General features: G+C 72.2%; 22 protein-coding genes. 8 read left to right on the forward strand and 14 right to left on the reverse strand.

Annotation, left to right across the window (positions count from 1 at the left end):
- From KIK05_RS14310 to KIK05_RS14335, 6 genes are read right to left on the reverse strand one after another with little or no spacing between them, the layout of a single operon-like run.
- Nucleotides 1-1,281: an ABC transporter substrate-binding protein gene (locus KIK05_RS14310; protein WP_308249914.1), complete on the reverse strand. Its 1,281-nt coding sequence runs from the start codon at nt 1,279-1,281 to the stop codon at nt 1-3.
- A 41-nt stretch (nt 1,282-1,322) separates the two neighbouring features.
- A complete protein-coding gene (locus KIK05_RS14315) occupies nt 1,323-2,069 on the reverse strand; it encodes an SDR family NAD(P)-dependent oxidoreductase (protein WP_214411175.1) in 747 nt (248 codons plus the stop codon).
- Entirely contained in the window at nt 2,066-3,247 is a 1,182-nt protein-coding gene (locus KIK05_RS14320; protein WP_214411176.1) for an ATP-NAD kinase family protein, read from the reverse strand. Before KIK05_RS14320 ends, KIK05_RS14315 begins: the two co-directional genes overlap by 4 nt.
- 3 nt (nt 3,248-3,250) lie before the next feature.
- Entirely contained in the window at nt 3,251-4,804 is a 1,554-nt protein-coding gene (gene gcvPB, locus KIK05_RS14325) for an aminomethyl-transferring glycine dehydrogenase subunit GcvPB (RefSeq protein ID WP_214411177.1), read from the reverse strand.
- Nucleotides 4,801-6,153 carry an aminomethyl-transferring glycine dehydrogenase subunit GcvPA gene (gene gcvPA, locus KIK05_RS14330; RefSeq protein ID WP_214411178.1) on the reverse strand — a complete coding sequence of 451 codons (1,353 nt, stop codon included), beginning with the start codon at nt 6,151-6,153 and terminating at the stop codon, nt 4,801-4,803. Before gcvPA ends, gcvPB begins: the two co-directional genes overlap by 4 nt.
- Nucleotides 6,150-8,120: a beta-galactosidase gene (locus KIK05_RS14335; RefSeq protein WP_214411179.1), complete on the reverse strand. Its 1,971-nt coding sequence runs from the start codon at nt 8,118-8,120 to the stop codon at nt 6,150-6,152. The genes gcvPA and KIK05_RS14335 overlap by 4 nt, the downstream gene beginning before the upstream one ends.
- A gap of 109 nt (nt 8,121-8,229) precedes the next feature.
- On the opposite strand from KIK05_RS14335, the gene KIK05_RS14340 reads away from it, so the two are divergent.
- Nucleotides 8,230-8,871, forward strand: a complete 642-nt coding sequence (locus tag KIK05_RS14340) for a GntR family transcriptional regulator (RefSeq protein WP_214411180.1) — start codon at nt 8,230-8,232, stop codon at nt 8,869-8,871.
- A 56-nt stretch (nt 8,872-8,927) separates the two neighbouring features.
- Here the strand turns inward: KIK05_RS14340 and KIK05_RS14345 are convergent, their stop codons facing one another.
- The 5 genes from KIK05_RS14345 to KIK05_RS14365 form a co-directional block, all read right to left on the reverse strand.
- Complete coding sequence (locus KIK05_RS14345) at nt 8,928-9,755, reverse strand: ABC transporter ATP-binding protein (RefSeq protein ID WP_250562770.1); 828 nt, start codon at nt 9,753-9,755, stop codon at nt 8,928-8,930.
- Nucleotides 9,752-10,804, reverse strand: coding sequence for a FecCD family ABC transporter permease (locus KIK05_RS14350; protein WP_214411182.1), 1,053 nt, complete (start codon nt 10,802-10,804; stop codon nt 9,752-9,754). The genes KIK05_RS14345 and KIK05_RS14350 overlap by 4 nt, the downstream gene beginning before the upstream one ends.
- Nucleotides 10,801-11,835, reverse strand: coding sequence for a FecCD family ABC transporter permease (locus KIK05_RS14355; protein ID WP_214411183.1), 1,035 nt, complete (start codon nt 11,833-11,835; stop codon nt 10,801-10,803). The genes KIK05_RS14350 and KIK05_RS14355 overlap by 4 nt, the downstream gene beginning before the upstream one ends.
- 15 nt (nt 11,836-11,850) lie before the next feature.
- Nucleotides 11,851-12,873: an iron-siderophore ABC transporter substrate-binding protein gene (locus KIK05_RS14360; protein WP_214411184.1), complete on the reverse strand. Its 1,023-nt coding sequence runs from the start codon at nt 12,871-12,873 to the stop codon at nt 11,851-11,853.
- A 232-nt stretch (nt 12,874-13,105) separates the two neighbouring features.
- The gene (locus KIK05_RS14365) at nt 13,106-13,693 is read right to left on the reverse strand and encodes a TetR/AcrR family transcriptional regulator (protein ID WP_214411185.1); all 588 of its coding nucleotides are present in this window, start codon (nt 13,691-13,693) and stop codon (nt 13,106-13,108) included.
- A gap of 109 nt (nt 13,694-13,802) precedes the next feature.
- Here KIK05_RS14365 and KIK05_RS14370 point away from each other — a divergent pair, with 109 nt between their 5' ends.
- Complete coding sequence (locus KIK05_RS14370) at nt 13,803-14,879, forward strand: Gfo/Idh/MocA family protein (RefSeq protein ID WP_214411186.1); 1,077 nt, start codon at nt 13,803-13,805, stop codon at nt 14,877-14,879.
- 42 nt (nt 14,880-14,921) lie between these two features.
- Here KIK05_RS14370 and KIK05_RS14375 read toward each other — a convergent pair whose 3' ends face one another.
- Genes KIK05_RS14375 through dhaK form a run of 3 tightly spaced genes read right to left on the reverse strand, consistent with a single transcriptional unit; the run spans nt 14,922 to nt 16,975 of the window.
- Entirely contained in the window at nt 14,922-15,320 is a 399-nt protein-coding gene (locus KIK05_RS14375; RefSeq protein ID WP_250562771.1) for a PTS-dependent dihydroxyacetone kinase phosphotransferase subunit DhaM, read from the reverse strand.
- Nucleotides 15,317-15,943: a dihydroxyacetone kinase subunit DhaL gene (gene dhaL / locus KIK05_RS14380; protein ID WP_214411187.1), complete on the reverse strand. Its 627-nt coding sequence runs from the start codon at nt 15,941-15,943 to the stop codon at nt 15,317-15,319. The genes KIK05_RS14375 and dhaL overlap by 4 nt, the downstream gene beginning before the upstream one ends.
- Before the next feature lie 36 nt (nt 15,944-15,979).
- Nucleotides 15,980-16,975: a dihydroxyacetone kinase subunit DhaK gene (dhaK, locus tag KIK05_RS14385; protein WP_214411188.1), complete on the reverse strand. Its 996-nt coding sequence runs from the start codon at nt 16,973-16,975 to the stop codon at nt 15,980-15,982.
- A 319-nt stretch (nt 16,976-17,294) separates the two neighbouring features.
- On the opposite strand from dhaK, the gene KIK05_RS14390 reads away from it, so the two are divergent.
- The 6 genes from KIK05_RS14390 to KIK05_RS14415 are packed head-to-tail and all read left to right on the forward strand — an operon-like array spanning nt 17,295 to nt 23,414.
- Nucleotides 17,295-18,149: an endo alpha-1,4 polygalactosaminidase gene (locus KIK05_RS14390; protein WP_214411189.1), complete on the forward strand. Its 855-nt coding sequence runs from the start codon at nt 17,295-17,297 to the stop codon at nt 18,147-18,149.
- Complete coding sequence (locus KIK05_RS14395; protein ID WP_214411190.1) at nt 18,139-19,059, forward strand: carbohydrate kinase family protein; 921 nt, start codon at nt 18,139-18,141, stop codon at nt 19,057-19,059. The genes KIK05_RS14390 and KIK05_RS14395 overlap by 11 nt, the downstream gene beginning before the upstream one ends.
- Nucleotides 19,056-20,366 carry an alpha-glucosidase/alpha-galactosidase gene (locus KIK05_RS14400; protein ID WP_214411191.1) on the forward strand — a complete coding sequence of 437 codons (1,311 nt, stop codon included), beginning with the start codon at nt 19,056-19,058 and terminating at the stop codon, nt 20,364-20,366. Before KIK05_RS14395 ends, KIK05_RS14400 begins: the two co-directional genes overlap by 4 nt.
- Nucleotides 20,363-21,649 (forward strand): ABC transporter substrate-binding protein, encoded by a 1,287-nt coding sequence (locus KIK05_RS14405; protein ID WP_214411192.1) that lies wholly within the window; start codon nt 20,363-20,365, stop codon nt 21,647-21,649. Before KIK05_RS14400 ends, KIK05_RS14405 begins: the two co-directional genes overlap by 4 nt.
- A complete protein-coding gene (locus KIK05_RS14410; protein ID WP_214411193.1) occupies nt 21,646-22,560 on the forward strand; it encodes a carbohydrate ABC transporter permease in 915 nt (304 codons plus the stop codon). Before KIK05_RS14405 ends, KIK05_RS14410 begins: the two co-directional genes overlap by 4 nt.
- Nucleotides 22,557-23,414: a carbohydrate ABC transporter permease gene (locus tag KIK05_RS14415; protein ID WP_214411194.1), complete on the forward strand. Its 858-nt coding sequence runs from the start codon at nt 22,557-22,559 to the stop codon at nt 23,412-23,414. Before KIK05_RS14410 ends, KIK05_RS14415 begins: the two co-directional genes overlap by 4 nt.
- Nucleotides 23,415-23,418 lie beyond the last annotated feature (4 nt).

A 23,418-nucleotide genomic window follows, 5' to 3' on the forward strand; every position in this document is an offset into this window, starting at 1 on the left:
TTATCCCATCTTGCTCTCGACGACCTTGCGCAGCTCGGCCATGCCCTGGTCGAACGGCACCTGCCCGCCCCAGACCTTCAGCAGCTCGTCGTTGATCGCCGCGGTGAGGCCCGGGACGCCGACCTCCTCGGGGTAGTTGGCGAAGCCCGTGTCACGGACGTCGATGAAGGTCTGCGCGTGCGCCGGGTAGCCGTCCAGCACGACCTGCTCGGCGCCCTTGATCGACGGCACCGCGCCGCCCTCCTTCAGGCGCAGTGCCTGGCCCTCCTTGCTGACGAATTCCGTCAGGAAGGTGAAGGCCTCCTTGGGGTGCGCGGTGTCCTTGTTGATCGACAGGTACGACGCGGCGACCGCGCCGGGCATCGGCTTGCCGTCGGGGGAGGGGAAGGGGACGATGTCGTAGTCGTCCTGCTCGCCGCCCTTCTTGATCGTGTCGATCATCCAGCGCCCGCCGGCGTAGAAGCCCACCTTGTGCTTGAGGAACTGCGTGTCGGCGCCGTTGCTGGCGGGCAGCAGGTCCGCCGACAGGAACGTCTTGTCCTGGTACCCCTTGGCGAGGGTCTGCAGGGCCTTCTGCGAGTTCGGGTCGGTGGTCGCGACGAACTTCCCGCCGTCCCACACCTTGCCGCCGAACCCGCCGATGACGCTGTAGGTCGAGCCGTACCAGTTCCAGAAGATCGAGCCCGCCTTGCCCGCCTTCTTCAGCGCGGCGTTCATCTCCAGGTACTTCGTCATGGTCCACTGACCGGCCTCGTTCAGCGCGGCCGGGTCCTCGGTGACGCCGGCGTCCTTGAGCGCCTTCTTGTCGAACCACAACACCTCGGGGTTGGTGTCGTTGGGGACGCCGTAGATCTGCCCGTCCTTCTTGGCCCCGCCGTACACCCCCTCGAAGAAGTCCTCCGGCCTGCTCTTGGAGTCGGGGCCGGCCAGCAGGGTGTTGAGCGGCTGGAGCACGCCGGCCGAGACGAACTTGCCGACGTTGTCGTCGCCGACGAAGAAGACGTCGGGCGCGGTCTTGCTGGTGAGCTGGGTGAGCAGCTTGGGGTGGTAGTCGGCGTACTTGGGCACCGACTCCAGCTTGAGCTTGATGTTCGGGTGGCGCTTCTCGAAGTCGTCGGTGAACGCCTGGAAGTGCTTGATGTCGTCGGCGGAGCCCCAGGTGGACCACCGCAGCAGGACCTGCCCGCCGGCGGCGCCTCCCGAGCCGGACGCTCCGGGGCCGCTGCACGCGGCCGTGGCCGCCACCATCATCAGAGCCGCTATGGCTGTGGCACGCTTCACGCGTCTCTCCTTGCGAAATGGGGGGTGTGTGGGGGTGGCGCTCAGGCCAGGCCGCCGCCGTCCACGACGAGGGCGGAACCGGTGACGTAGGAGGAGGCGTCGCTCGCCAGGAAGAGCACGGCCTGCGCGATCTCCTCGGGGGTGCCGGCGCGGCCCATCGGCCGGTCGGCCGCGTCGGCGGCGAACGCCGCCCAGTCCTCCCCGAGCTGGCGGGCCTCGTCCCGCAGCATCGGGGTGTCGGTGTCGCCGGGGTTGACGGAGTTCACGCGGATCCCCGCCGCGGCGTGGTCGATGGCCAGGGCCCGCGTCATGTTGACGACGGCGGCCTTGGAGGCGCAGTACGACAGCGCGTTGCCGCCGCCCTTCAGGCCCCACCCCGACCCGGTGTTGACGATCGACCCGCCGCCGGTCATGGCGGGGATCGCGTACTTGCACATGAGGAAGACCGAGCGGACGTTCACCGCCATGACCCGGTCCCAGTCCTCGACGCCGAGATCCAGTGCGGTGCTGCGGCGGATGATCCCGGCGTTGTTGAACAGCACGTTCAGCCCGCCGAACCGTTCGACGGCGGTGCGCACGACGTTCTCGCAGTCGTCCGGCGAGGACACGTCGGCCCGTACGGCGAGCGCCGCCGCGCCGATCCGCGCGGCCGTCGCCTCGGCGCCGTCGCCGTCGAGGTCGGCCACCACGACCTTGGCGCCCTCGGCCGCGAACAGCAGCGCCGTGGCCCTCCCGATGCCCGACGCGCCGCCGGTGACGATCGCGACCTTGCCCTCCAGGGCGTTCATTGGTACTCCTCACTTGCCGCTGCGATGCGGTAGACGGTGCTTTCGCGGTATCCGGTGACCACCCGGACGTGGCCGGCGAGCGCCCGGTCGGCCTCCGGGTCGCCGGTGTCGGCGAGCAGCGGCCGGCCGCCGAGCGCGGCCAGTTTCTGCTGCGTCGCCAGGACCACCAGGGCCCGGCCGGTCCCGGTCCCGCCGGCGGTGACGGCCCGCAGGACCCTGGGGGAGATCTGCTGGTTGCCCCGCCCGAGCACGAACCCCTGCCCGCCGATCACCGACAGGACGAGGGCCGTCTCGTGCCCGGTGACCAGGCCGAGCAGCTCCGCCTCGGTGACGTCGGCGCCGGTCAGGCGGGGGGACGGCCCCGCCTCCACGACGTCCACCCCGAGCAGGGTGGTGGTCAGGCCCAGCTCGCGGCCGACGGCGAGGGTGGTCGCGCCGGGACCTAGAACATAACGGACATTGGGTCGCATAGTGGCAACAATTTCCCGGGCGATGCCCTCGACCGACCCCGGAGAGGCGGAGGCGGAGCCCGTCTTCCTGCCCGACAGGCGATGACCGGTCGCCGGCACCCTCACGGTCCCGTACAGGCGGGGACTCACCAGGCCCTGCCGGTAGGCCTCCTCGTCGAGGTCCACCACCTCGGCCTCGGCGACCCGGCCCGCCCCGGCGTGGCCGGCCGCCACCAGCCCGGCGGCGGCCGGGCCGGTGGCGAAGCACCCGGAGTAGACCTTCACCCCCGCCGGGACGCCGAGGACGGCGGGGGCGCGCCCGCCCAGGGCCCGCAGGGCGTCCAGCACGTCCCGCGCGGTGCCGTCCCCGCCCGCGAAGAGCAGCAGATCGACCCCGGCCATCGCCCGCACGGCCGCCCTGGTGTCGGCGGCCGCGGTGCTGTCGCCGGGACGGAGCACCAGCTCGGCGGTGCCGCCGGCCGCGCGGACGCTGTCCTCGCCCATGGCGCCCGCCACGGTCACCAGGCGGACGTCCGGCAGCCGCGCGAGCAGGGCACGCACGGCCGCCGCCGCCCGCCGTCCCGCCTGCGGCACGGCCCCGCGGGCCAGCGCCTCACGCTGCACGCGCTCCCCGTCGCTGCCCTTCAGCCCCGCCGGGCCGCCGATCCCGGCGACCGGGTTGACGACCAGCCCGACGGTGAAGGGGGCGCCGCCCACGTGGTGCTCCACCGGTCACTTCCCGCCGAGGTGCTTGCGGACGTACGCTCGCCAGGTCGGCGCCCACTGCTCGGGGTCGTCGAGCGGCGTCGGGTCGATCTTGTGGACGGGGGAGTTGTACGGCGCGCCCTTCACCAAATCCGGATCCGTGCGCGCCTCGCCGGCCACGTGCGCCAGGATCGCCGCGTACTCGTCGAGGTCCTCGCGCGAGTACGACTCGGTCGGCTCCAGCGTGAACGGCTCGGGCACCAGGTAGGGGTGGTGGCTGGTCCAGTAGTGGACGCCGAAGTCGGCGGCCCGGACGCCGATCTCCTCGGAGTGGACGCCGGTCTCCTCCGACAGTTCCTTCCAGGAGTAGCGCACCTGCTCGATGCGGCGCCGGTCCCAGTGCGCCGAGGCGCCCGGGATCTGCAGCACCTTGTGCATCAGGTAGTTGTTGTTGAGCGCCGCCGTCTCGGCCACCTGGCGCAGGCCCTCGGCGCCCAGCGACATGATCCAGGCGTAGGCGCGCACGATGTTCGGCGTGACGCCGAGGAACGGCCGGATCTTGCCCACCGAGCGTTCCGGCGTCGCCAGCACGTACCGGTCGCCCTCGCGCTCCACCACCGGCCCCGGCAGGAACTCCGCCAGTTCCGGAGCCACCCCACACGCCCCGGCGGCCGGGCCGCCGCAGGAGTGCGGCGTGGAGAAGGTCTTGTGCAGGTTGAAGTGGCACAGGTCGAACCCCGCGTCACGGGCCCGGGTGATGCCGAGGATGCCGTTGGCGTTGGCCTGGTCGTAGCAGGCCAGCCCGCCCGCGCGGTGCACCAGCTCCACGAACTCCTCGATGCGCGGGTTGAAGATGCCCGTGTCCTCCGGGTTGGTGATCATCAGCGCGGCGGTGCGGGGGCCGACGGCCGCGCGCAGGGCCTCGATGTCGGGCAGCCCGTCGGCGTCCGGCATCAGCGTGATCACCTCGTACCCGGCCGTCTTGGCGCAGGCGGCGTTCGAGGGGTGGGAGAACATCGTGGTGATGACCTGGTCGCGGTGGCCCTCCCCGCGCGCGGCGTGGTAGGCGCGGATCATCGAGACGTTGGCGTAGATCGCGGCCGATCCGGAGCCCGGCTGCAGCGAGACCCGCGCCATGCCGCTGACCTCGGCCAGCATGCGCTCCATCCGCCAGTAGATCTCCAGCACGCCCTGCTGCGTGTCCTCGTGCTGCTCGGGGTGCAGCTCGGCCACGGCCCGCGCGAAGGAGTCGTTGACCTTCGGGCTGTACTTCATCGTGCAGGTGCCCTGGCCGACGTCGATGTTGAGGTCGGCCCCGAGGTTCTCCTGCGACAGCCGCAGGTAGTGCCGCAGCACGTGCGGCTGCGCCATCTCGGGCAGCGCGGGCGGCTCGGCCCGGCGGACGGACTCGGGCAGCTCCACGGCGGGCGCGCCCGGCTCGGGGACGGCGACGCCCCGCCGTCCGGGCCGGGACATCTCGAAGATGATCGGCTCGTCCCATCGGGCCTGGTGGAAGCGGCGCAGCGGCGGCTTGGGCGCCACCGGGAGCTTCGCGAAGGACTCGGTGCCGTGCCCGCTCATCGGGGGTCCCCTTCGGTGGTCGTGGCCGTGGCCTGCCGTACGGCCGCCGCCAGCCGGTCGATGTCGGCGATCGAGTGCCGCTCGGTCACGCAGACGAGCACCGTCCGCCCGTCGAGCGGCACGCCGCCGTAGATGGCCTGCTCGCGCAGCGCGGCGAGGAGCGCGGCGGAGTCGTCCACCTCGATCGCGAACTCGCGGAAGTGGATCGCGTCCCTGTGCAGGACGCGGACCCCGGCGGCGGCCAGGGCCTCCATCGCGTAGCGGGTGCGGGCCAGGATGGTCTCGCCCAGCTCCCGCATGCCCTGCGGGCCCATCAGGGCGAGGTAGACCCCGGCGGTGATGCCCCACAGGGCCGCGGCGGTGCCCACCCACTCCTTGCCCTCCTCGCGCAGCGCGAAGGAGGTGCGGTCGTAGAAGACGTCCCCGAAGCCGTACTCGCCGGGGACCGCCGTCGGGGCGATGCCGAACAGGCGCGAGGGGAACTGCGCCACCAGCTCGTCGTCGTGGGTGGCGATGTAGCCGGCCTGCCCGCCGCCGTGGCTCTGGTGCATGCCGAGCGACTGGATGTCCCCGCAGGCGATGTCGGCGCCGTAGGAGGCCGGCGGCGCGAGGACGCCGAGCGAGATCGGGTCGGCGCCGACGACCAGCAGGGCGCCGTGCGCGTGGGCGAGGTCCGCCAGCTCCCGGCCCCGGGTCTCGACGACGCCGTAGACGTTCGGGGTCTCCAGGTAGATCGCGGCGTACGAGCCGTCCAGCCCGACCTCGCCCATCTCCCCGCCGGGCGTCGTGGGCGCCAGGACGATCTCGATGTCGGGACTGAGGAAGTCGCGCAGCTTGCTCAGCTTGCCGTCGGCGACGGCACCGCTGACCAGCACCTTCGAGCGTCCGGTGTGCCGGCACGCCATGCGCAGCGCCGTCCCCGCGGCCTGGTAGCCGTCGTAGGTCGGGACGTTGACGACGTCCATCTCCAGCAGCTCGGCCATCATGCTGACGTACTCGAACAGGGCCTGGAACCGGCCGTGGTCCTCGTACGGCTCGCCGGCGTAGGCGGTGAGGAACTCGCTCCTGCCGTTCACCTCGTCGCACACCGCGGGCACGTGGTGCGGGTAGCAGCCGTGGCCGAGGAAGCTGAGCGCGCGGGTGGTGTCGACCGTGCGATCCAGCAGGGAGCGCATGTGCCGCACCAGGTCGTGCTCGGCGACCAGGGGCTCCGGCAGGTCGAGCGCGCGGTCCAGACGCAGGTGGGCGGGGATGTCGGCGTAGAACTCCCCGACGTCGCCCACGCCGATCGCGGCGAGCATCTCGGCCCGCACCCCGGGTTCGGCGTTCGGGATGTAGGGATGGGTCACTGGTCTCCTTCGATCCTCAGCACGACGGCGTCGCGGGGGGCGATCTCGATCTCGCCCCGCAGCCGCCGTCCGGTGAGCAGGTCGGCGCCCGGGCACGGCAGGGTGAGCCGGGCCGGGGCGGTGGTGTGGTTGAGCAGGAAGAGGTAGGCGCCCCGGCGGGTGGCCTCGACGCCGGCCGGGACCTCGGCCACCGGGCGCACCCCGGCCTCGGCCAGCTCGGCGTCGAGCAGCGCGGTCACGTCGTCGAGCAGGCAGCTCACGTACGTCGCCCGCCCCCGCCTGACGATCGCGGGCCGGCCGTCCAGGTCGCCTCCGGCGTAGTGGGCGAGCGGCTCGGCGTCCAGCGGGCTGATCCACTCCGCCCACGTGCTCGCCGACCCGGTCCGCCCGCCGCCGGTGAACCTCACCGGCTGCCGGGCGCCGTCGGGCAGTGGCCAGAACTCCTCCACCCGGACGCCGAGCAGTTCGCGCAGGGGGCCGGGGGCGCTGCCGGGGTGGACCTGGTCGGCGGCGTCGACCACGCCGCTGAACGGCCCGACGATCAGGCGGCCGGGCGCCGAGGCGAGCGCCGCCGCCTGCTCCTCGGTGCACAGGTAGAGGTTGGGCACGATCACCAGCCGGTAGCCGGACAGGTCGCGGCCCGGGGGCGCGAGGTCCACGGCGACGCCCCGGGCGTGCAGCGGCGCGTACCAGTCGAGCAGGAGCCGCTTGAGCTTCAGCCGGTCGGACGGCATCGACTCCGGCGCCTCCAGCCCCCACCAGCTGTCCCAGCCGAGGACCAGCGCCACCTCGGCCGCCGTGGGAGTCCCGGCGATCTCGCCGAGCGCCCGCAGGTCGCGGCCGAGCTCCAGGGTCTCGCGCCAGCCGCGGGTGTCGGTGCCGGCGTGGGGGAGCAGCGCCGAGTGGAACTTCTCCGGGCCGTAGCGGGCCTGGCGCCACTGGAAGAACATCGCGCCGTCGGAGCCGTGCGCCAGGGCCTGCAGGCTGTGCAGGCGCATGACCCCGGGAGGCTTGGGGAGGTTGACCTCGCGCCAGGAGACGGCCGAGGGCGCCGACTCCAGCAGCAGCCACGGCCCGCCCTTGAGCGAGCGCATCAGGTCGTAGCTCAGCGCGACCGCGACGTGGGCGTCCGGGTCGGCGGGGTCGGGATAGGCGTCGTCACTGACCACGTCCTCCTCGGCGGCCCACTTCCAGTAGTCCAGGCCGTGCAGGATGCTCATGAAGTTGGTGGTGACGGGGACGTCCGGGGTGATCTCCCGCAGCGCGTCGCGCTCCAGCAGGAAGCACTCCAGCAGCGCGTCGCTGCAGAAGCGGCGCCAGTCGAGCACCTGGGCGGGGTTGACCGGGCCGGGCGCGCGGCGGGGCGGCTCGACCTGCTCGAAACCGGTGTAATGCTGCCCCCAGCAGGAGGTGCCCCAGGCCGCGTTGAGGCCGTCGACGTCGCCGTACCGCTCGCGCAGCCAGCGCCGGAAGTGGGCGGCGGAGACCGGGCAGAAGCACTCCAGCGTGTGGTCGGCGTACTCGTTGCCGACGTGCCACATGGCCAGCGCCGGGTGGGAGGAGTAGCGCGTCGCCATGGCCCGCGCCAGCCGTACGGTGTGCTCGCGGAAGACGGGGGAGCTCGGGCAGTAGCCCTGGCGCGAGCCGAATTCCAGGCGGGTGCCCGAGGAGTCGACCGGCATGACCTCGGGGTGCTCGCGCACCAGCCACGGGGGCGGGGTCGCGGTCGCGGTGGCGAGGTCGGCGGCGATCCCGTGCTCGTGCAGCAGGTCCAGCACGCGGTCCAGCCAGCCGAAGTCGAAGCCGCCGGGCCGCGGTTCGAGGCGCGACCACGAGAACACGGCGACGGTCACCAGGTTCACCCCGGCCTCCGCCATGAGCCGTACGTCCTCGGCCCACACCTCCTCCGGCCACTGTTCGGGGTTGTAGTCCCCGCCGAACAGCAGCCCCGGCACCCGGGTCAGCATTTCGGTCACCTCCAAAGCCCTGAATTTTGTATGCAGAATTCATAGGACAGTATTATGAGTGCCGTCAAGGGATAAACTTCGCGGGGTACGGAGGAGAGTGAGGAGCGTCATGCCGATCGAGCGGCGTCCGCTGCGCGAGCACATCAGAGAGGAACTCCTGCTCAGGCTCGACCGGGGTGACTTCGCCTCGGGCACCGACATCAACGAGGCCGCCCTCGCCGCCGAACTGGGCGTGAGCCGCACGCCGCTGCGGGAGGCGCTCATCACCCTCGCGGGAGAGGGCGTGCTGGAGAGCAACCAGGGGCGGGGCTTCAGGTTCGCGCCGGTCAGCCGGAAGGAGTTCCGCGAGCTGTGCGCGATCGTCGCCGCCCTGGAGGCGCTGGCGCTGGAGAGCTCCGAGCCCGCCCACCTGCGCTCGATCGCCCCCGGCCTGCTCCGGATGGCCGACGACTTCCCCGACCCGGTGGCCGAGCAGCAGGTGATCGAGCGGCACGACGACGAGTGGCACGACCTGCTGGTCAGCGGCTGCCCCAACGAGCGGCTGCTCGACCTGATCACCAGCGTCAAGGCCGGGATGCGCCGCTACGCCCACCTGCTCGCCGGTGACGACGCCAAGCTGGAGCGCGAGGCCGCCGAGCACCGCCGCATCGCCGAGAGGCTGCAGGCCGGCGACCTGGCCGGGGCCGCCGCCGCCCTGCGCGACAACTGGGTCAACGGCATGGAACGGATGATGGCCCGCATCCCCGAGTAGGGGCCGTGCCCGGCCTCCCGGCGGCCGTGCCCGCCCGGCCCGGGAGGCGCCGGCGGCTACGGCGTGCCCTGGCTCCCGCCCGGGTGCACCAGGCCGGGGAAGCGGGCGTGCGGGACCACCATCGGGGTGCCCGTCCGCGGATCGGGAACGACGTCGCAGGCCAGCCCGAACACCTCCTCGACCAGGGGCGCGGTCAGCACCTGCGGGGGAGCGCCCGAGGCGACCACCCGCCCGCTCTTCATCACGACCAGATGAGAGGCGAAGCGGGCGGCCTGGTTGAGGTCGTGCAGGACGGCCACGATGGTCCGGCCGTCCCGGTACAGCTCGTGGCAGAGCTCCAGCAGGTCGTACTGGTGGGCGATGTCGAGGAAGGTGGTCGGCTCGTCGAGCAGCAGCAGGTCCGTGCGCTGCGCGAGGACCATCGCGATCCACGCGCGCTGCCGCTGCCCGCCGGACAGCTCGCTCACCTTGGCGTCCGCCAGGTCGCCGAGGCCGGTGCGGTCGAGGGCGAAGCCGATCGCCGCGTCGTCCTCCGGCGACCATTGGCGCAGCAGGGTGTGGTGCGGGTAGCGGCCCCGCCGTACCAGGCCGCGCACGCTGATCCCGTCGGGCGCGACCGGGGTCTGCGGCAGGAGCGCCAGGTGGCGGGCGGCCTCCTTCGCCCGGTACGACCACAGGTCGCGGCCGTGCAGCGTCACCTGCCCGCTGTCGGGCCGCCGCACGCGGGCGAGGGCTTTGAGGAGGGTCGACTTGCCGCACCCGTTGGGGCCGACGATCACGGTGAACGCCCCCCGCGGAACGGTGACGCTCACCTCGCGCACCACAGGGGCGCCCCCGTAGGAGACGGTGAGGCCGTGGGTGCCGAGGCCCGTCCCGGCGCTCATAGAGTTCCTCTCTTCCATTCCCGGGTGAGCAGGTATCCGAGGTAGGCGCCGCCGAGAGCCAGCGTGTAGATGCCGACGGGCAGGTTGCCGGGGACGGGCGACCGTTGCGCGGCGAGATCCGCCAGCACCAGCAGCAGGGCCCCCATCAGCGCGGCGAGCGTCAGGTGCGGGCCCGCCCCGCGGGTGATCCGCCTGGCGATCTGCGGGGCGGTCAGGGCGACGAAGGCGACGGGGCCGGCGACGCTGACGGCCCCGGCGGACAGCACGATCGACAGGACGACGGCGACGCCCCTGGTCCGCGCCGGCTCGGCTCCGAGCCCGCCGGCGAGTTCGTCGCCCATCTCCGCGGCGCACAGGCGCGGCGCGACGAGGGCGACCAGGGGGGCCACGATCAGGAGGACCGCCCAGATCGTGGCGGCGTGCTCCCACGAGCGGGCCGCGAGGCTGCCGTTGAGGTAGGCGGTGAGGGCGCTCGCCTTGTCGCGCTCCACCGCGTAGACGACGTACTGGGTGAACGCCGTGGCGATCGCGTAGACGCCGATGCCGGCGACGACGAGGCGTCCCGGATCGCGGAACCCGGCCCCGGTGGACAGATGCACCAGCGCCATGGCGAGCACCGCGCCGGCGAGGGCGCCGACGGGGGGCGGCAGCGTCCCCGGCAGGAGCAGCGTGGCGACGGCGGCGCCGGCTCCCGCGCCGGCGTTCAGCCCGATCACGTCGGGGCTGGCGAGCGGGTTGCGGGTCACCGTCTGGAACAGCGCGCCCGACAGGCCGAGCGCGGCGCCCGTGCCGGCGGCCACGGCCAGGCGCGGCCCGCGCAGGCGTTCCAGCACGAACGCGTCGCCGCCCTCGGCGCCTCCGGTGAGGGCGCCGGGAAGGTCGGCCAGGGGGATGCCGAGCCGCCCGAGCGACAGCGTGGCGACGGCCGCCGCGAGGAGGAGCGCCACCGTGACGACCGCGGTGACGAGGGAGACCCGCGCGACCGGGATCGCCACCCTGCGTCCGATCGTCAGGAAACCCGGCGGGGGCGCCGGGCGGGTGGGGGTCATGCGCCGCCCCTCATCCTGCGGACGGCGACCAGCAGGGCCGGCGCCCCGATGAACGCGGTCACGACGCCGACCATCAGTTCCTGCGGGCGCAGCACGACCCGTCCCACCACGTCGGCCGCGAGCAGCAGCGCCGGGCCGGCGACGGCCGAGAAGGCGATCTGCGCGCGGAAGTCGGCGCCCACCAGCGCCCGCACCACGTGCGGGACGGCCAGGCCGACGAACGCGATGGGGCCGGTCGCCGCGGTCGCCGCCGTGCTCAGCAGCGTCGCCGCGAGAAGCCCGCCCGAACGCACCAGGGCGGGGTTCGCGCCGAGCGCGGAGGCGGACTCCTCGCCGAGCGCGAGCGCGTTGAGACCCGAGCCCAGCGGCACCGCGAGCAGCAGGCCGAGCACGGCCGGGGGCAGCACCGAGACGAACACGTCGAAGTCCCTGCCGCCGAGCGCCCCGACGACCCAGTAGCGGTAGCTGTCGAAGACGCGCGGCTTGCCCAGCGCCACCGCCTGCACGTACGCCGTCAGCACCGCCGAGACGACCGCCCCGGAGAGGACGAGCCGCGCCGGCCCCGCCCCGGACCCGGCCGCGCCGATCACGTACACGAGCAGCCCGGCGAGGAGGGCGCCCGGGAGCGCCCACCACACGGCGGCCGCCTGCCCCGAGGCGCCGAGGAACGCCGTCGCGGTGACGATGGCCGCCGACGCGCCCGCGGTGATCCCGAACAGCCCCGGATCGGCGAGGGGGTTGCGGGTCACCCCCTGCAGGAGCGTCCCGGCCACGGCGAGGCAGAGCCCGGCGAGCAGGCCGAGCGCGGTCCGGGGGTAGCGGCTCTCGACGACCGCGGTGGTGGCGGGGTCGGCGGTGCCGCCGAGGACGCGCAGGACGTCCCCGAACGCGGTGGGACGGCTGCCGAAGGCGATGCTGGCCAGCACGGCGGCCGCGAGCACGGCGAGACCGGCGGCCAGGATGACCGCCTGCCGGGTCGCGCCGCCTCTCGCGCGGGCACCGCCCGGCAGGGATGTGCTGTGGGTGACCATGGAGGGTGTGCGGCCTCAGCCGTGGAGGGTGGAGACGGCTTTGTCGATCAGCGGCAGGTAGCGGTCGACCACCCAGGGCACCGTGAGCGGGTTGATGATGGACGACGCGGTGACGAAGGAGTTGTCCTCGCTCGCCACGACGGCGCCGCGCTTGACCGCGGGGATCGCCGCGTACAGTTTCTGCGCCTGGATCTCGGCGCGGGTCCTGCCGTCCATGTAGAAGGTGAAGACCAGGTCGCTGCCGGCGAGCTTCTGGGCGTTCTCCAGGCCGATGACCGCGGAGGCGGTGCCCTCGGTCTCCTTGAAGGTGTTCACCACCGGGTCCACGGTGAGCCCGAGGGAGGAGACCATCTCGACCCGCTGCTCCTCGGGCATGAACACGCCGAGTGTGCCGGGGCCCGTGGTGTAGATGTAGGAGAAGGTGACGCTCTTGTACCGCGGCCGCGACGCGGCCGCGTCGGCGAGCCGCTTCCTGACCTGCGAGATCAGCGTTCGTGCCTCGGCGGGCTTGCCGAGGGCCTTACCGATGATCTCGATCTGCTGGTCCCACCTGGTGCTCCACGGGAGGCCGGGGTAGGCCACCGTGGGCGCGATGTCCGACAGGATGGCGTACTGCTCCTTGGTGATCCCGGACCACGGGGCGAGGATCACGTCCGGGTCGAGTTCGACGATGGTGTCGAAGTCGATGTCCTCCCCGCCGGTGAACTGCTTGGGCAGGATGCCGCCGGCCTTGGTCACCGCCTCGTGGATCCACGGCAGGTATCCCGTCTTGTCGCTGCCCCAGGGGTAGCTCTCGATCCCCACCGGCGTGTCGCCCAGGGCGATGGCGGTCTCGGCCGATCCCTGCCCGAGGGTGACGACGCGTTCGGGCCTCTTGGTGATCTTCGCCTGGCCGAGCGCGCTGTCGATCGTCACGGGGAACGCCGCGCCGCCGGTCGCGGCGGGCGTGGCCGCGCTCTCCTTCTCGGCGCCGGAACAGCCGCTGAGGGCCAGCACGGCTGCGAGGGCGATCGCCGGGAGCGTGTACCTGAACGGCATGGGTGTTCCTCGTCATTCATGGGCAGGGGACGGCGTCCGACTCAGGAAAAGGGGAGGTCGAGCCGAAGAGGTCGCGCCGGCGGAGCTCCCGCAGCGCGATTTAGGTAAGGCTAACCTTAATGCTGATCCGATTTCAAACCCATGACGGGGAACGCGTGGAGGGCCGTGCCGCTCCGCGGGCGCGTGCGGGCCACCCCGGGTGACGGGGGAGCGGTGCCCTCCGGTCGCGTCCTCAGCTCGGCGAGGAGAACAGGGCGCCCAGCGCGAGGTCGGCGATCTGGCGCAGCTCGTCGCGGCCGCGGCCGCTCGCCGCCTGCACCGCGATGCCGTCGGTGATGGTGTGGACGAGCCGGGCGAGGGTGGCGGGGTCGTGGCCCGCGGGCAGGTCGGACGCCTGCTCGAACCGCCGGCGCAGGGCCACCTCGCCGGCCTTCCGGGCGGCGATGGCCGCCTGGCGGGCCGGCGCCGAGGCCGGGCCGCAGGCGTGGACGCTGTTCACGCTCAGGCATCCCGGAGGCGTGTGCGGTCCCGTGGTCAGCTCGACGGCTCCGCCGACCATGCGGGCGACGACCTCGCGCGCGGTCGGGGCCGTCAGGGCCTCGGCGGCGAAGGCTCCCGGGCCGGTGATGTAGCGGTCCAGGACCTTGGCGAACAGCTCCTCCTTGTTGCCGAAGGCCGCGTACAGGCTGGGCCGGTTGATGCCCATCGCGGCCGTCAGGTCCGACAGCGAAGTGCCCTCGTACCCCTGCCGCCAGAACACCTCCAGGGCGCGGTCGAGTGCGGCGTCGACGTCGAAGGCGCGGGGGCGGCCGCCTGCCATGCCGGAACCTCCTCAAAGTTTTTTACCTATCAGTACATTACCTCTTGAACTCCCGGCTCCGCCTCCCTTAGTTTCATACCAATCGGTATACAACTAGGGGGTCATCCGTATGATCAGAGTCGGAGTCGTCGGAGCGAGCGGCTGGGCGGGCGTCTCGCACCTGCCCGCCCTCGCCGGGCTGGCGGAGTTCGGCGTGACCGCGGTGGCGACGACCAACCAGGCGAGCGCCGACAAGGCGGCGGCCGCGCACGGCGTCCCTCTCGCGTTCGGGGACGCGGCGGCGCTCGTCGCCCACAGCGACGTCGACCTGGTCGTGGTGTCGGTGAAGGCGCCCGGGCACGCCGCGATCATCAGAGCCGCGCTGGAAGCACGCAAGCACGTGCTCTCCGAATGGCCGCTGACCGTCGACCACGACGAGGCGGGCGAGCTCGCCGAGCTCGCCGAGGCCGCCGGAGTGGTCCACGCCGTGTGCCTGCAGGGATATCAGTCCCCTGACGCCCGCTTCGTCGCGGACCTGATCGCCGAGGGCCGCATCGGGCGTCTGGAGTCGGCCATCATGGTCGCCTCGGGGGCTCCTCTGGGCGGCCCGAGCATCCCGCCGGAGCTCGAGTGGAGCACCGATCCGGCGGGAGGCACCACGGTGCTGACGATCATGGCCGGTCACTTCCTGGCGACGTTGGAGCGGATGGCGGGTGAGCTCGTGGAGGTGTCCGCCAGGCTGCCCCGGCCGCATGACAGGGTCGCCGTCGCCGGGACCGGCCGGACGGTGGCCAACCTGGTGCCCGGCCACGTGCTGCTGCACGGCACGCTGCGGGACGGCGCCACGGCGTCGGTCGCCGTACACGGAGGGAGCGGCGGTCCGGACGGATTCCTCGTCAAGCTGGTCGGCTCCAAGGGCACGCTGACCGTCACCCCGACCGAGCCGGGCAAGTACCTGCACTGGACGGACTGGGACATCCGCGTCGACGGCGAACCGGTGAAGGTGCCGGACACCTACCGAAGCGTCCCCTTCGACCCGGCCGCCGGACCCGTCGCCAACGTCGCGGCCCTCTACCAGGAGATCGCCCGGGCGATCGAGGAAGGACGCCTGCCGCGGCCGAGCTTCCACACCGCCGCTCGCCTCCACCGGCTACTGGCGGCCATCGAGGCCGCGGCGCTGAGCGGCGGCACCGAGCGGATCTCCTGAACCTCGCCGCGGGCACGGCGGGGCGATGTGCGGAGAACGGGTCTAGGCCTTGCGGTAGTGCCGGGCCTCCTCGGCGGCGTGGACGACCTCCTCCAGGGTGGCGCCCGCGCCGGCCAGGACCGCGGCCGCTATGGCGCCCTCGACGAAGGGGACGTCGGCGATGACGATCGAGCCGGGCTCCTCGAACAGGCGGGCGGTGAGCACCGAGCCGCCGAGGTCGGGGATGAGGACGACGCCCCGCTGCCGGTCGACCGTCCTGATGGCCGCCGCGACCTTGTCGTAGCTGTTGCCGAACCCTCCCTCGTCGGTGCCGCCCGCCGGGACGACGTGGACGTAGGAGCCGGCGATCTCCAGGGCCAGGGCGGCGGCCTCGGCCGCGAGCGCCGCGCTGTGCGAGACGAGGACGATGCCGACGATGTTCTCGGCCGGCGTACCGGTCATACGCCGGCTACCGACCGCAGGGCGCCGATGATGAGCGCGCTGGAGGCGGCGCCGGGGTCGAGATGGCCGATGCTGCGCTCGCCGAGGTAGCTGGCCCGGCCCTTGCGCGCCTGCATCGGGACGGTCGCCCGCGCGCCCTCCTCGGCGGCGGTCCGGGTGACGTCCAGCGCCTCCTCGGTCTTCAGCCCGCCGTGGGCGGCCTCGGTGAGGGCCCGCGCGGCGGGGGCGAGGGCGTCCACCATGGTCTTGTCGCCCTCGGCGGCGCCGCCGAGCTTGCGCACGCCGGCCACGGCCGCCTCCAGGGCCGCCGCGAGGTCGGCGAGCGTGATCTCCTGCTTGGAGCCGAAGGTGACCCCCATCTGCCGGAACGCCGTCCCGTAAAGAGGGCCCGCGGCGCCGCCCACCTTGCGGATCAGCGTCATGCCGGTGACGACCAGTACCCGCCCCGGGGTGTCGGGCGGGTCGGACGCCAGCGCGTCGACGGCGGCGACGAAGCCGCGGTGCAGGTTGGTGCCGTGGTCGGCGTCACCGATGGCGGCGTCGAGCCGCGTCAGCCGGTCACGGTTGTCGGTGACGACGCGGGCGGTCTCCTCGATCCAGGAGGCGAAGAACTGGGCGTCCATGAGGTTGCGGCTCCTGTGACGGTCGGTCTGCTGCCATCATCGGCCCCAGCGGAGCGCGGGGGTCTCCACCGGGGCGTCCCAGAGCCGGGTGAGCTCGTCGTTCAGCGTGCACACGGTGATCGAGAAGCCCTGCATGTCGAGGCTGGTGACGTAGTTGCCCACCAGGGCCCGGACGGGCTCGGCCCCCTTCTCCCGCATGTACGCGGCGACCTCGGCGAACACGATGTACAGCTCGGCGAGCGGGGTGGCGCCGGTGCCGTTGACCATCACCAGGTTCCCCCCGGACAGGGGCCGGTCGGCGTGGATCGCGTCCAAGGCGAGGCGGGCGATGTCGGCGGCGGGCGCGGCGGGGGCGCGGGTGCGGCCCGGCTCGCCGTGGATGCCGATGCCGAGCTCGACCTCGTGGTCGCTCAGGTCGAAGGTCGGCTTGCCGGCGGCCGGAACCGTGCAGGCCGCCAGGGCGACCCCGAACGACCTGCTGCGCGCGTTGACCTCCTCGCCGATCCTGGCCACCTTCGCCAGCGGCGCACCCGCCTCGGCCAGCGCCCCGGCGATCTTCTCGACGAAGACCGTCGCGCCGGTGCCGCGCCGGCCGGCGGTGAACAGGGAGTCCTTGACGGCGACGTCGTCGTTGACGAGCACGGTGGCCACCTCGACGCCGTCCTCGGCGCACAGCTCGGCGGCCATGTCGAAGTTCAGCACGTCGCCGGTGTAGTTCTTCACGACGTACAGCACCCCGGCGCCGCCCTCGACCGCCCTGGTGGCCTCGGCGACCTGGTCGGGGACGGGCGAGGTGAAGATCTCTCCGGGGCAGGCGGCGTCCAGCATGCCGTACCCGACGAAGCCGGCGTGCAGCGGCTCGTGGCCGGAGCCGCCCCCGGAGACCAGCCCGACCTTGCCGGGGGTGGGGCACTGCCGGCGGTAGATGATCTTGTTCTCGAGGTCCACGCGGAGGAGGCCGGGGTGGGCCTCGGCCATGCCGGTGAGCGCGTCGGTGACGACGCTCTCCGGGCTGTTGATGAGCTTCTTCATGACCTCGCCCCTCGGCCGGCGTTGGTGGCCTCGGCAGGATCTCTGCCCGTTGGTGCCATCCGGCAAGCGCGCTGCGCCCTGCCACTCGGCCGTAATCGACTCTTTATGCTCGAAACGCTTGAAGTTCACGCAGAAACGCGCAAATCTGAAGGGCATTCGAGGTAGGCCGGAAAGGAGACCCGATGCGCGTGCTGGCGTGAGCCCTGACGAGTACATGGGCCTCGCCACTCCGTCCGTCCCTGGCAAGGCGGCGCGGAGAGTGAGGAACAGCGCGCATGACGCCACTTCACCGGAACCTACTTGTTTGCGAGGAGTGTCCATGCGGTTATCGCGGCTGACATCCATCATCGCGCTGACGGTCCTGTCCCTGACGGCCGTCCAGGCGCAGGCCCAGGCCGCCGCCCTGCCCGACCCGGTCGCCTGCTCGGGCTGCTGGAAGCCCGCCCTGCAGACCAGCTGGCAGTGGCAGCTCAAGAGCGTGCCCTCGGCTCCCTTCCTCGACGTGCAGATGTACGACATCGACGGGTTCAACACCGGCAGCGCCCTGGTGAAGTCGCTGCACGACACCAAGGCCGGCCGCAAGGTCGTCTGCTACATCAGCGCCGGGTCGTACGAGAACTGGCGTCCCGACGCCGCGCAGTTCCCGGCCTCGGTGCTCGGCAAGAACCTGGACGGCTGGGAGGGCGAGCGCTGGCTCGACATCCGCCAGTACGGCGGCACCCTCGGCACGATCATGAAGTCCCGCCTCGACATGTGCAAGGCCAAGGGCTTCGACGCCGTCGAGCCCGACAACGTCGACGGCTACACCAACAAGACCGGCTTCCCGCTCAAGGCGGAGGACCAGCTGGCCTACAACACCTGGCTCGCCAACGAGGCCCACAAGCGCGGCCTGTCGGTGGCGCTGAAGAACGACAACGCCCAGATCCCGAAGCTGCTGCCCTACTTCGACTTCGCGTTGAACGAGCAGTGCTTCGAGTTCTCCGAGTGCACCACCGCCGACAACGGTGACTACGGCTACGACCAGTTCGTCAAGGCCGGCAAGGCGGTGTTCGAAGTGGAGTACAACCTGTCCACCTCAAAGTTCTGCTCCAAGGCCAACAGCCTGAACTTCAACTCCCTCAAGAAGAAGCTGGAGCTCGACGCGACCCCCCGAACCCCCTGCCGTGGCACCTGAGTACGACCTGCTGGTCATCGGCGACGCCAACCCCGACGTGGTGCTCTCCGGAGCGCCACGCCGGCCGGCGTACGGCCAGCACGAAGAGCTTGTGGAGCGCGGTGAGCTGGTGCTGGGCGGGTCCGGCGCGATCACCGCGCACGGGGCCGCCCGCCTGGGGCTGCGCACCGCCTTCGCCGGGCGCGTCGGGGACGACGCCGCCGGCCGCCTGGTCCTCGGCGTGCTCGCCGAGGCCGGCGTCGACACCTCCCACTGCGTGATCGACGAGCGGCCGACCGCGCTGACCGTCGTGCTGACCGAGGGCGCGGGGGAGCGGGCCATCCTCACCGCGCCCGGCTGCCTGCCGTACCTCACCGCCGCCGACGTGCCCGAACGGCTCGTCGCGGCCGCCCGGCACGTGCACGTGGCGTCCTACTTCCTCCAGCCGCGCCTGGCCGCCGGGCTGCCGGACCTGCTGCGGGCGGCGCCCGGTACGACCTCGCTGGACACCAACGACGACCCGTCGGGGCAGTGGCGGGGGCTCGAGGAGGTGCTCGCGGCGGTGGACGTGCTGCTGCCCAACGCCGCCGAGGCCCTGGCCATCACCCGTGAGGACGTGCTGGAGAAGGCCGCCGGGGCGCTCGCCGCGCGCGGCGTGCTGCCGGTCGTCAAGGACGGCGCCGCCGGGGCGCTGACCTGGCAGGACGGCGAGGCCGTACGGGTCCTCCCGCCCCACCTGCCGCAAGCCGGGCCGGTGGTCGACACCGTCGGCGCCGGCGACTCCTTCAATGCCGGATTCATCGCGGCCCGGCTGCGCGGCCTGGACCTTCGACAGAGCGTCCTGGTCGCCGCGGCGTCCGGGACCCTTTCGACCCGCGCGGCGGGTGGTACCGCCGCGCAGCCCACCTGGGACGAGGTGCACCTCTTGTGAAGATCGCATTCCTCGGCGCCGGCAGCGTCGAGTTCACGCAGGGACTGCTCACCGACCTGTTCGGCTTCCCCGAACTGCGAGAGCGCTCCGACCTGGAGATCGCCCTGCACGACATCAACCCCGACCGCCTGGAGACGGCCGAGGCCGCGGCCCGCTACATCGCCGCCGAGAAGGGCGCGGGCGGCGCGCTGAAGATCACCACCCACCTGGAGCGGCGGCCCGCCCTCGACGGCGCCGACTTCGTGATCAACATCATCCAGGTCGGGATGATCGACGCGACGCGGACCGACTTCGAGATCCCGGCGCGCCACGGCCTGCGCCAGACCATCGGCGACACCCTCGGTGTCGGCGGGATCTTCCGGGCGCTGCGCACCTTCCCGGTGCTGGACGGGATCGGCCGCGACATCGCCGAGCTGTGCCCGGACGCCTGGCTGCTCAACTACACCAACCCGATGGCGATGAACGTCTGGTACCTCGCCGCGGCCACCCCCGTCAAGAACGTCGTCGGCCTGTGCCACTCGGTGCACTGGACGATGCACGACCTCGCCCAGCTCGTCGGCGTCCCCCTGGAAGAGGTCTCCTACCTCGCGGCCGGGGTGAACCACCAGGCGTGGGTGCTGCGGTTCGAGCGGGCGGGGGAGAGCCTGTACCCGCTCCTCGACGAGGCCATCGAGCGCGACCCCGGCCTGCTGCGGCGGGTCCGCGTCGACATGTACCGGCGGCTGGGGGTCTATCCCACCGAGAGCAGCGAGCACTCGGCGGAGTACGTCCCCTGGTACCTGCACAGCGACCAGGAGATCGAGCGGCTGCGCCTCCCGGTGGGCGCCTACATCGGCATCAGCGAGGAGAACGTGCGCCGCTACGAGGCCACCCGGGACGCCCTGCGGGCCGGCCGGCCGATCGCCGTCGAGGCCACCATGGAGTACGCGCCGCAGATCATCCACAGCATCGTCACCGGCACTCCCCGCGTGGTCTACGGCAACGTGGTGAACCGCGGGCTGATCGGCAACCTCCCCGCGGGCTCCGTCGTGGAGGTCCCGTGCGCGGTGGACGCGCTCGGCGTGCGTCCCACCGCGGTGCCGGACCTGCCGCCGCAGTGCGCGGCCCTGAACCGCGCGTACGTCGCCGTCAACGAGCTCACCGTGCGCGCCGCCGTCGAGGGGCGGCCGGAGTACATCCGGCACGCCATGATGGCCGACCCCAACACCGCAGCGTCGCTCACCGTCGAGGCCATCGCGGAGCTGTGCGACGACATGGTGCGGGCGCACGGCGACCTGCTGCCGGAGCCGCTGCGGAGCCGGTCGTGAGCGGGCGCCTGAGGGGAGCGCTGGTCGCCGCGGCCGTCGCGGTCGCGGCGCTCGCCGCGTGCGGGGCGCCCGCCGAGGATTCCTCGGGTCCGGTGAAGGTCGTCTGGTGGCACGGCCAGGTGGAGCTCCAGGCCAAGGTCATCGACGGGCTCGCGGCCGACTACAACCGCACCCACCCGGGCGTCCAGGTCGTGCCGGCCGTCGGCACCACCAACGTCGACAACATGCTGCAGAAGGTGCAGGCGGCGCTCGCGGGCGGGGACGCCCCGGACATCGCCTACATGTACGGCTCCTGGGGGGCCCACCTGGCCAAGAGCCCGAAGGTGTACGACCTGAGCAAGGTCGTACACGACCCGGCGTTCGGCTGGGACGACTTCTGGCCCTCGGAGCGGGCGGTGGCCGAGGTGAAGGACAAGGTCATCGGCATCCCGGCCATCGTCGACAACCTCGCCGTCGTCTACAACAAGAAGCTGTTCGACGCGGCGGGGGTGCCGTACCCGTCCAAGGACTGGACCTGGGACGACTTCCGCGCCGCCGCCAAGAAGCTGACCTCGCCCGACAAGGGCGTGTACGGCACGGCCTACCCGGTCACCGGCACCGAGGACACCACGTGGCGGTTCTGGCCCATGCTGTGGCAGCAGGGCGGTGCGATCGTCTCGGCGGACGGGAAGAAGGCGACCGTCAACACCCCGCAGGCGGTGCAGGCGCTCGGCCTCTGGCAGGCGATGGCCCGCCAGGACAAGTCGGTCTACCTTGACCAGAACGGCGAGAAGTTCCTGCCGCTGTTCCAGAGCGGGAAGCTCGGCATGGTCGTCGCCGGGCCCTACGCGCTGCTCGACTTCATCGAGCACAAGATCTCCTACGGCGTCCAGGTCCTGCCGGGATACGCGGGGAACCACGAGACCATCGCCGGTCCGGACAACTGGGTGGTGTTCGACAACGGCTCGCGCCGGGCCAAGGCCGCCACCGACTTCCTGACCTGGCTCACACGGCCAGAGCAGGACGCCCGGTGGACGCTCGGCCTCGGCAACCTCCCCGTCCGCAAGGCGACCATGGAATTGCCGGCCTACAAGAAGTTCGTCAAGGACTTCCCCGGCGTGGACGTGTTCACCGCCAACCTCGCCAACGCCAAGCAGGCCCGCCCGGTCCTGGAGGCCTATCCGGACCTGTCCGAGAAGATGGGCAACGCCATCGCCCGGGCGATGATCGGCGGCACGCCGCCGCAGCAGGCCCTCGACCAGGCGGCCGAGGAGTCCGGCCGGGTGCTCGCGAGGTCACGATGAGCGTCTCCGTGGGCGTGCGGCGGGTGCCTCTCCGCGTGGGTCCCCGCCGCCTGCTGCCCGACCTGACCGGATGGGGCTTCGTGCTCCCGGCGACCCTGGTGATCGTGGGGCTGTCGCTGTTCCCGGCGGCGTGGGCGCTGCTGCTGTCGCTGCGCGACGGAGACCTGATCTCCGGCGGGGAGTTCGTCGGGCTGCAGAACTACCGCGACATGCTGAGCGACACCGACCTGCTGGCCGCGACCGGGCACACGCTGCTGTACACCGTGCTGTTCGTGCCCGGCTCGGTGCTCCTCGGGCTGCCGCTGGCGATCGCCCTCAACCGGCCCATCAGGCTGATCGGGTTCTACCGCACCTGCATCTTCGTGCCGTACGTCGTCTCGGCCGCCGCCACCGGCATCCTCGCCGACTTCGTCTTCGACCCGGAGTTCGGCGTGGCCAACACGCTGCTCCAGGCGGTCGGCCTGCCCCGCATGGGGTTCATGCAGGACCCCGGTCAGGCCATGATCGTGCTGGTCGTCATCTCCCTGTGGGGCGGCGTCGGCCTCCCGGCCGTGGTGTACCTCGCGGCGCTGCAGGACATCCCGCGCGAGCTGACGGAGGCCGCGCGGGTCGACGGCGCCGGCTGGTGGCAGGTGTTCACGAACGTCACCGTGCCCCAGCTGCGCCCGGCCACGGTGTTCCTGGTGATCTGGCAGACGATCAACGCGCTCCAGTTGTTCGACCTCGTCTACACCACCACCAAGGGGCAGCCGCTCGACTCCACCACCGTGATCGTCTTCTACCTGTACCAGCAGGCGTTCCAGCTGTTCCACTCCGGCTACGGGGCCGCGGTCGCCTACGGCCTGTTCGTGCTCACGCTCGTGGTGTCGGCGCTGGCCCTGTGGTACTCGCGCCGGGGGGAGGCCAAATGACCGGAACGACCGCGCTCCACCGGCGCCCGCACCCGTCCGGGAAGGGGCGGCGGCACTGGCTCGCCCACCTGATCCTGATGCCGACGGCACTGGTGTTCGTGGCGCCGCTGGTGTGGATGACGCTCACCGCGTTCATGCCGGACACCGACATCAACCGCTATCCGCCGCGCCTGTGGCCCTCCCACTTCACCCTGGCCGGTTTCCAGCGGATCTTCACCGAGGACGACTACCCGCGCTGGCTGCTGAACACGGTCATCGTCTCCGCGGTCGCCGTGGCCGGGCACCTGGTGCTCTGCTCCCTGGCGGGCTACGGCTTCGCCCGCCTGCGGTTCCGGGGCAGGGGGGTCACCTTCGCCCTGATCATGGCCACGGTCATGGTGCCGGTGCAGGTGCTCATGATCCCGACCTTCATGATGTTCCGGAACCTGCGGCTGATCGACACGCTCGGCGCGGCCTTCGTCCCCTGGCTGGCCTCGGCCTTCGGCGTCTTCCTGATGCGGCAGTTCTTCCTGTCGCTGCCCCGGGAGCTGGAGGAGGCCGCGACGATCGACGGGGCCTCGCGTCTCGGCGTGTTCTTCAGGGTCGTGCTCCCGCTCGCCCGCCCGGCGCTCGCCACGCTGACCGTCTTCACGCTGCTCGGCGCCTGGAACGACCTGATCTGGCCGCTCGTCGCGATCAGCTCCGAGGACACCTACACGGTGCAGATGGGCCTGGCCACCTTCGCGGGGGCCCGGCACACCGAGTGGTCGGCGCTGATGGCGGGCAACCTCGCCGCGACGCTCCCGCTGGTCGTGGCGTTCATCGTCGCGCAGCGGCACTTCGTGGCGACCATGAGCTTCTCGGGACTGAAGTAGGCAC

It is taken from the genome of Sphaerisporangium fuscum, from assembly GCF_018531465.1.
In the GTDB taxonomy this organism is placed as follows: Bacteria; Actinomycetota; Actinomycetes; order Streptosporangiales; family Streptosporangiaceae; genus Sphaerisporangium; species Sphaerisporangium fuscum.

Bases quoted from the DNA above. Each gene is read 5' to 3' on its own strand.
- KIK05_RS14370 (WP_214411186.1), top strand. From the start codon at position 13,803: ATGATCAGAGTCGGAGTCGTCGGAGCGAGCGGCTGGGCGGGCGTCTCG.
- KIK05_RS14365 (WP_214411185.1), bottom strand. From the start codon at position 13,693: ATGGCAGGCGGCCGCCCCCGCGCCTTCGACGTCGACGCCGCACTCGAC.
- KIK05_RS14350 (WP_214411182.1), bottom strand. From the start codon at position 10,804: ATGACCCCCACCCGCCCGGCGCCCCCGCCGGGTTTCCTGACGATCGGA.
- KIK05_RS14340 (WP_214411180.1), top strand. From the start codon at position 8,230: ATGCCGATCGAGCGGCGTCCGCTGCGCGAGCACATCAGAGAGGAACTC.
- dhaL (WP_214411187.1), bottom strand. From the start codon at position 15,943: ATGGACGCCCAGTTCTTCGCCTCCTGGATCGAGGAGACCGCCCGCGTC.
- KIK05_RS14415 (WP_214411194.1), top strand. From the start codon at position 22,557: ATGACCGGAACGACCGCGCTCCACCGGCGCCCGCACCCGTCCGGGAAG.
- gcvPB (WP_214411177.1), bottom strand. From the start codon at position 4,804: ATGAGCGGGCACGGCACCGAGTCCTTCGCGAAGCTCCCGGTGGCGCCC.
- KIK05_RS14345 (WP_250562770.1), bottom strand. From the start codon at position 9,755: ATGAGCGCCGGGACGGGCCTCGGCACCCACGGCCTCACCGTCTCCTAC.
- KIK05_RS14335 (WP_214411179.1), bottom strand. From the start codon at position 8,120: ATGCTGACCCGGGTGCCGGGGCTGCTGTTCGGCGGGGACTACAACCCC.
- KIK05_RS14375 (WP_250562771.1), bottom strand. From the start codon at position 15,320: ATGACCGGTACGCCGGCCGAGAACATCGTCGGCATCGTCCTCGTCTCG.
- KIK05_RS14410 (WP_214411193.1), top strand. From the start codon at position 21,646: ATGAGCGTCTCCGTGGGCGTGCGGCGGGTGCCTCTCCGCGTGGGTCCC.
- KIK05_RS14390 (WP_214411189.1), top strand. From the start codon at position 17,295: ATGCGGTTATCGCGGCTGACATCCATCATCGCGCTGACGGTCCTGTCC.
- dhaK (WP_214411188.1), bottom strand. From the start codon at position 16,975: ATGAAGAAGCTCATCAACAGCCCGGAGAGCGTCGTCACCGACGCGCTC.
- KIK05_RS14315 (WP_214411175.1), bottom strand. From the start codon at position 2,069: ATGAACGCCCTGGAGGGCAAGGTCGCGATCGTCACCGGCGGCGCGTCG.
- KIK05_RS14360 (WP_214411184.1), bottom strand. From the start codon at position 12,873: ATGCCGTTCAGGTACACGCTCCCGGCGATCGCCCTCGCAGCCGTGCTG.
- KIK05_RS14355 (WP_214411183.1), bottom strand. From the start codon at position 11,835: ATGGTCACCCACAGCACATCCCTGCCGGGCGGTGCCCGCGCGAGAGGC.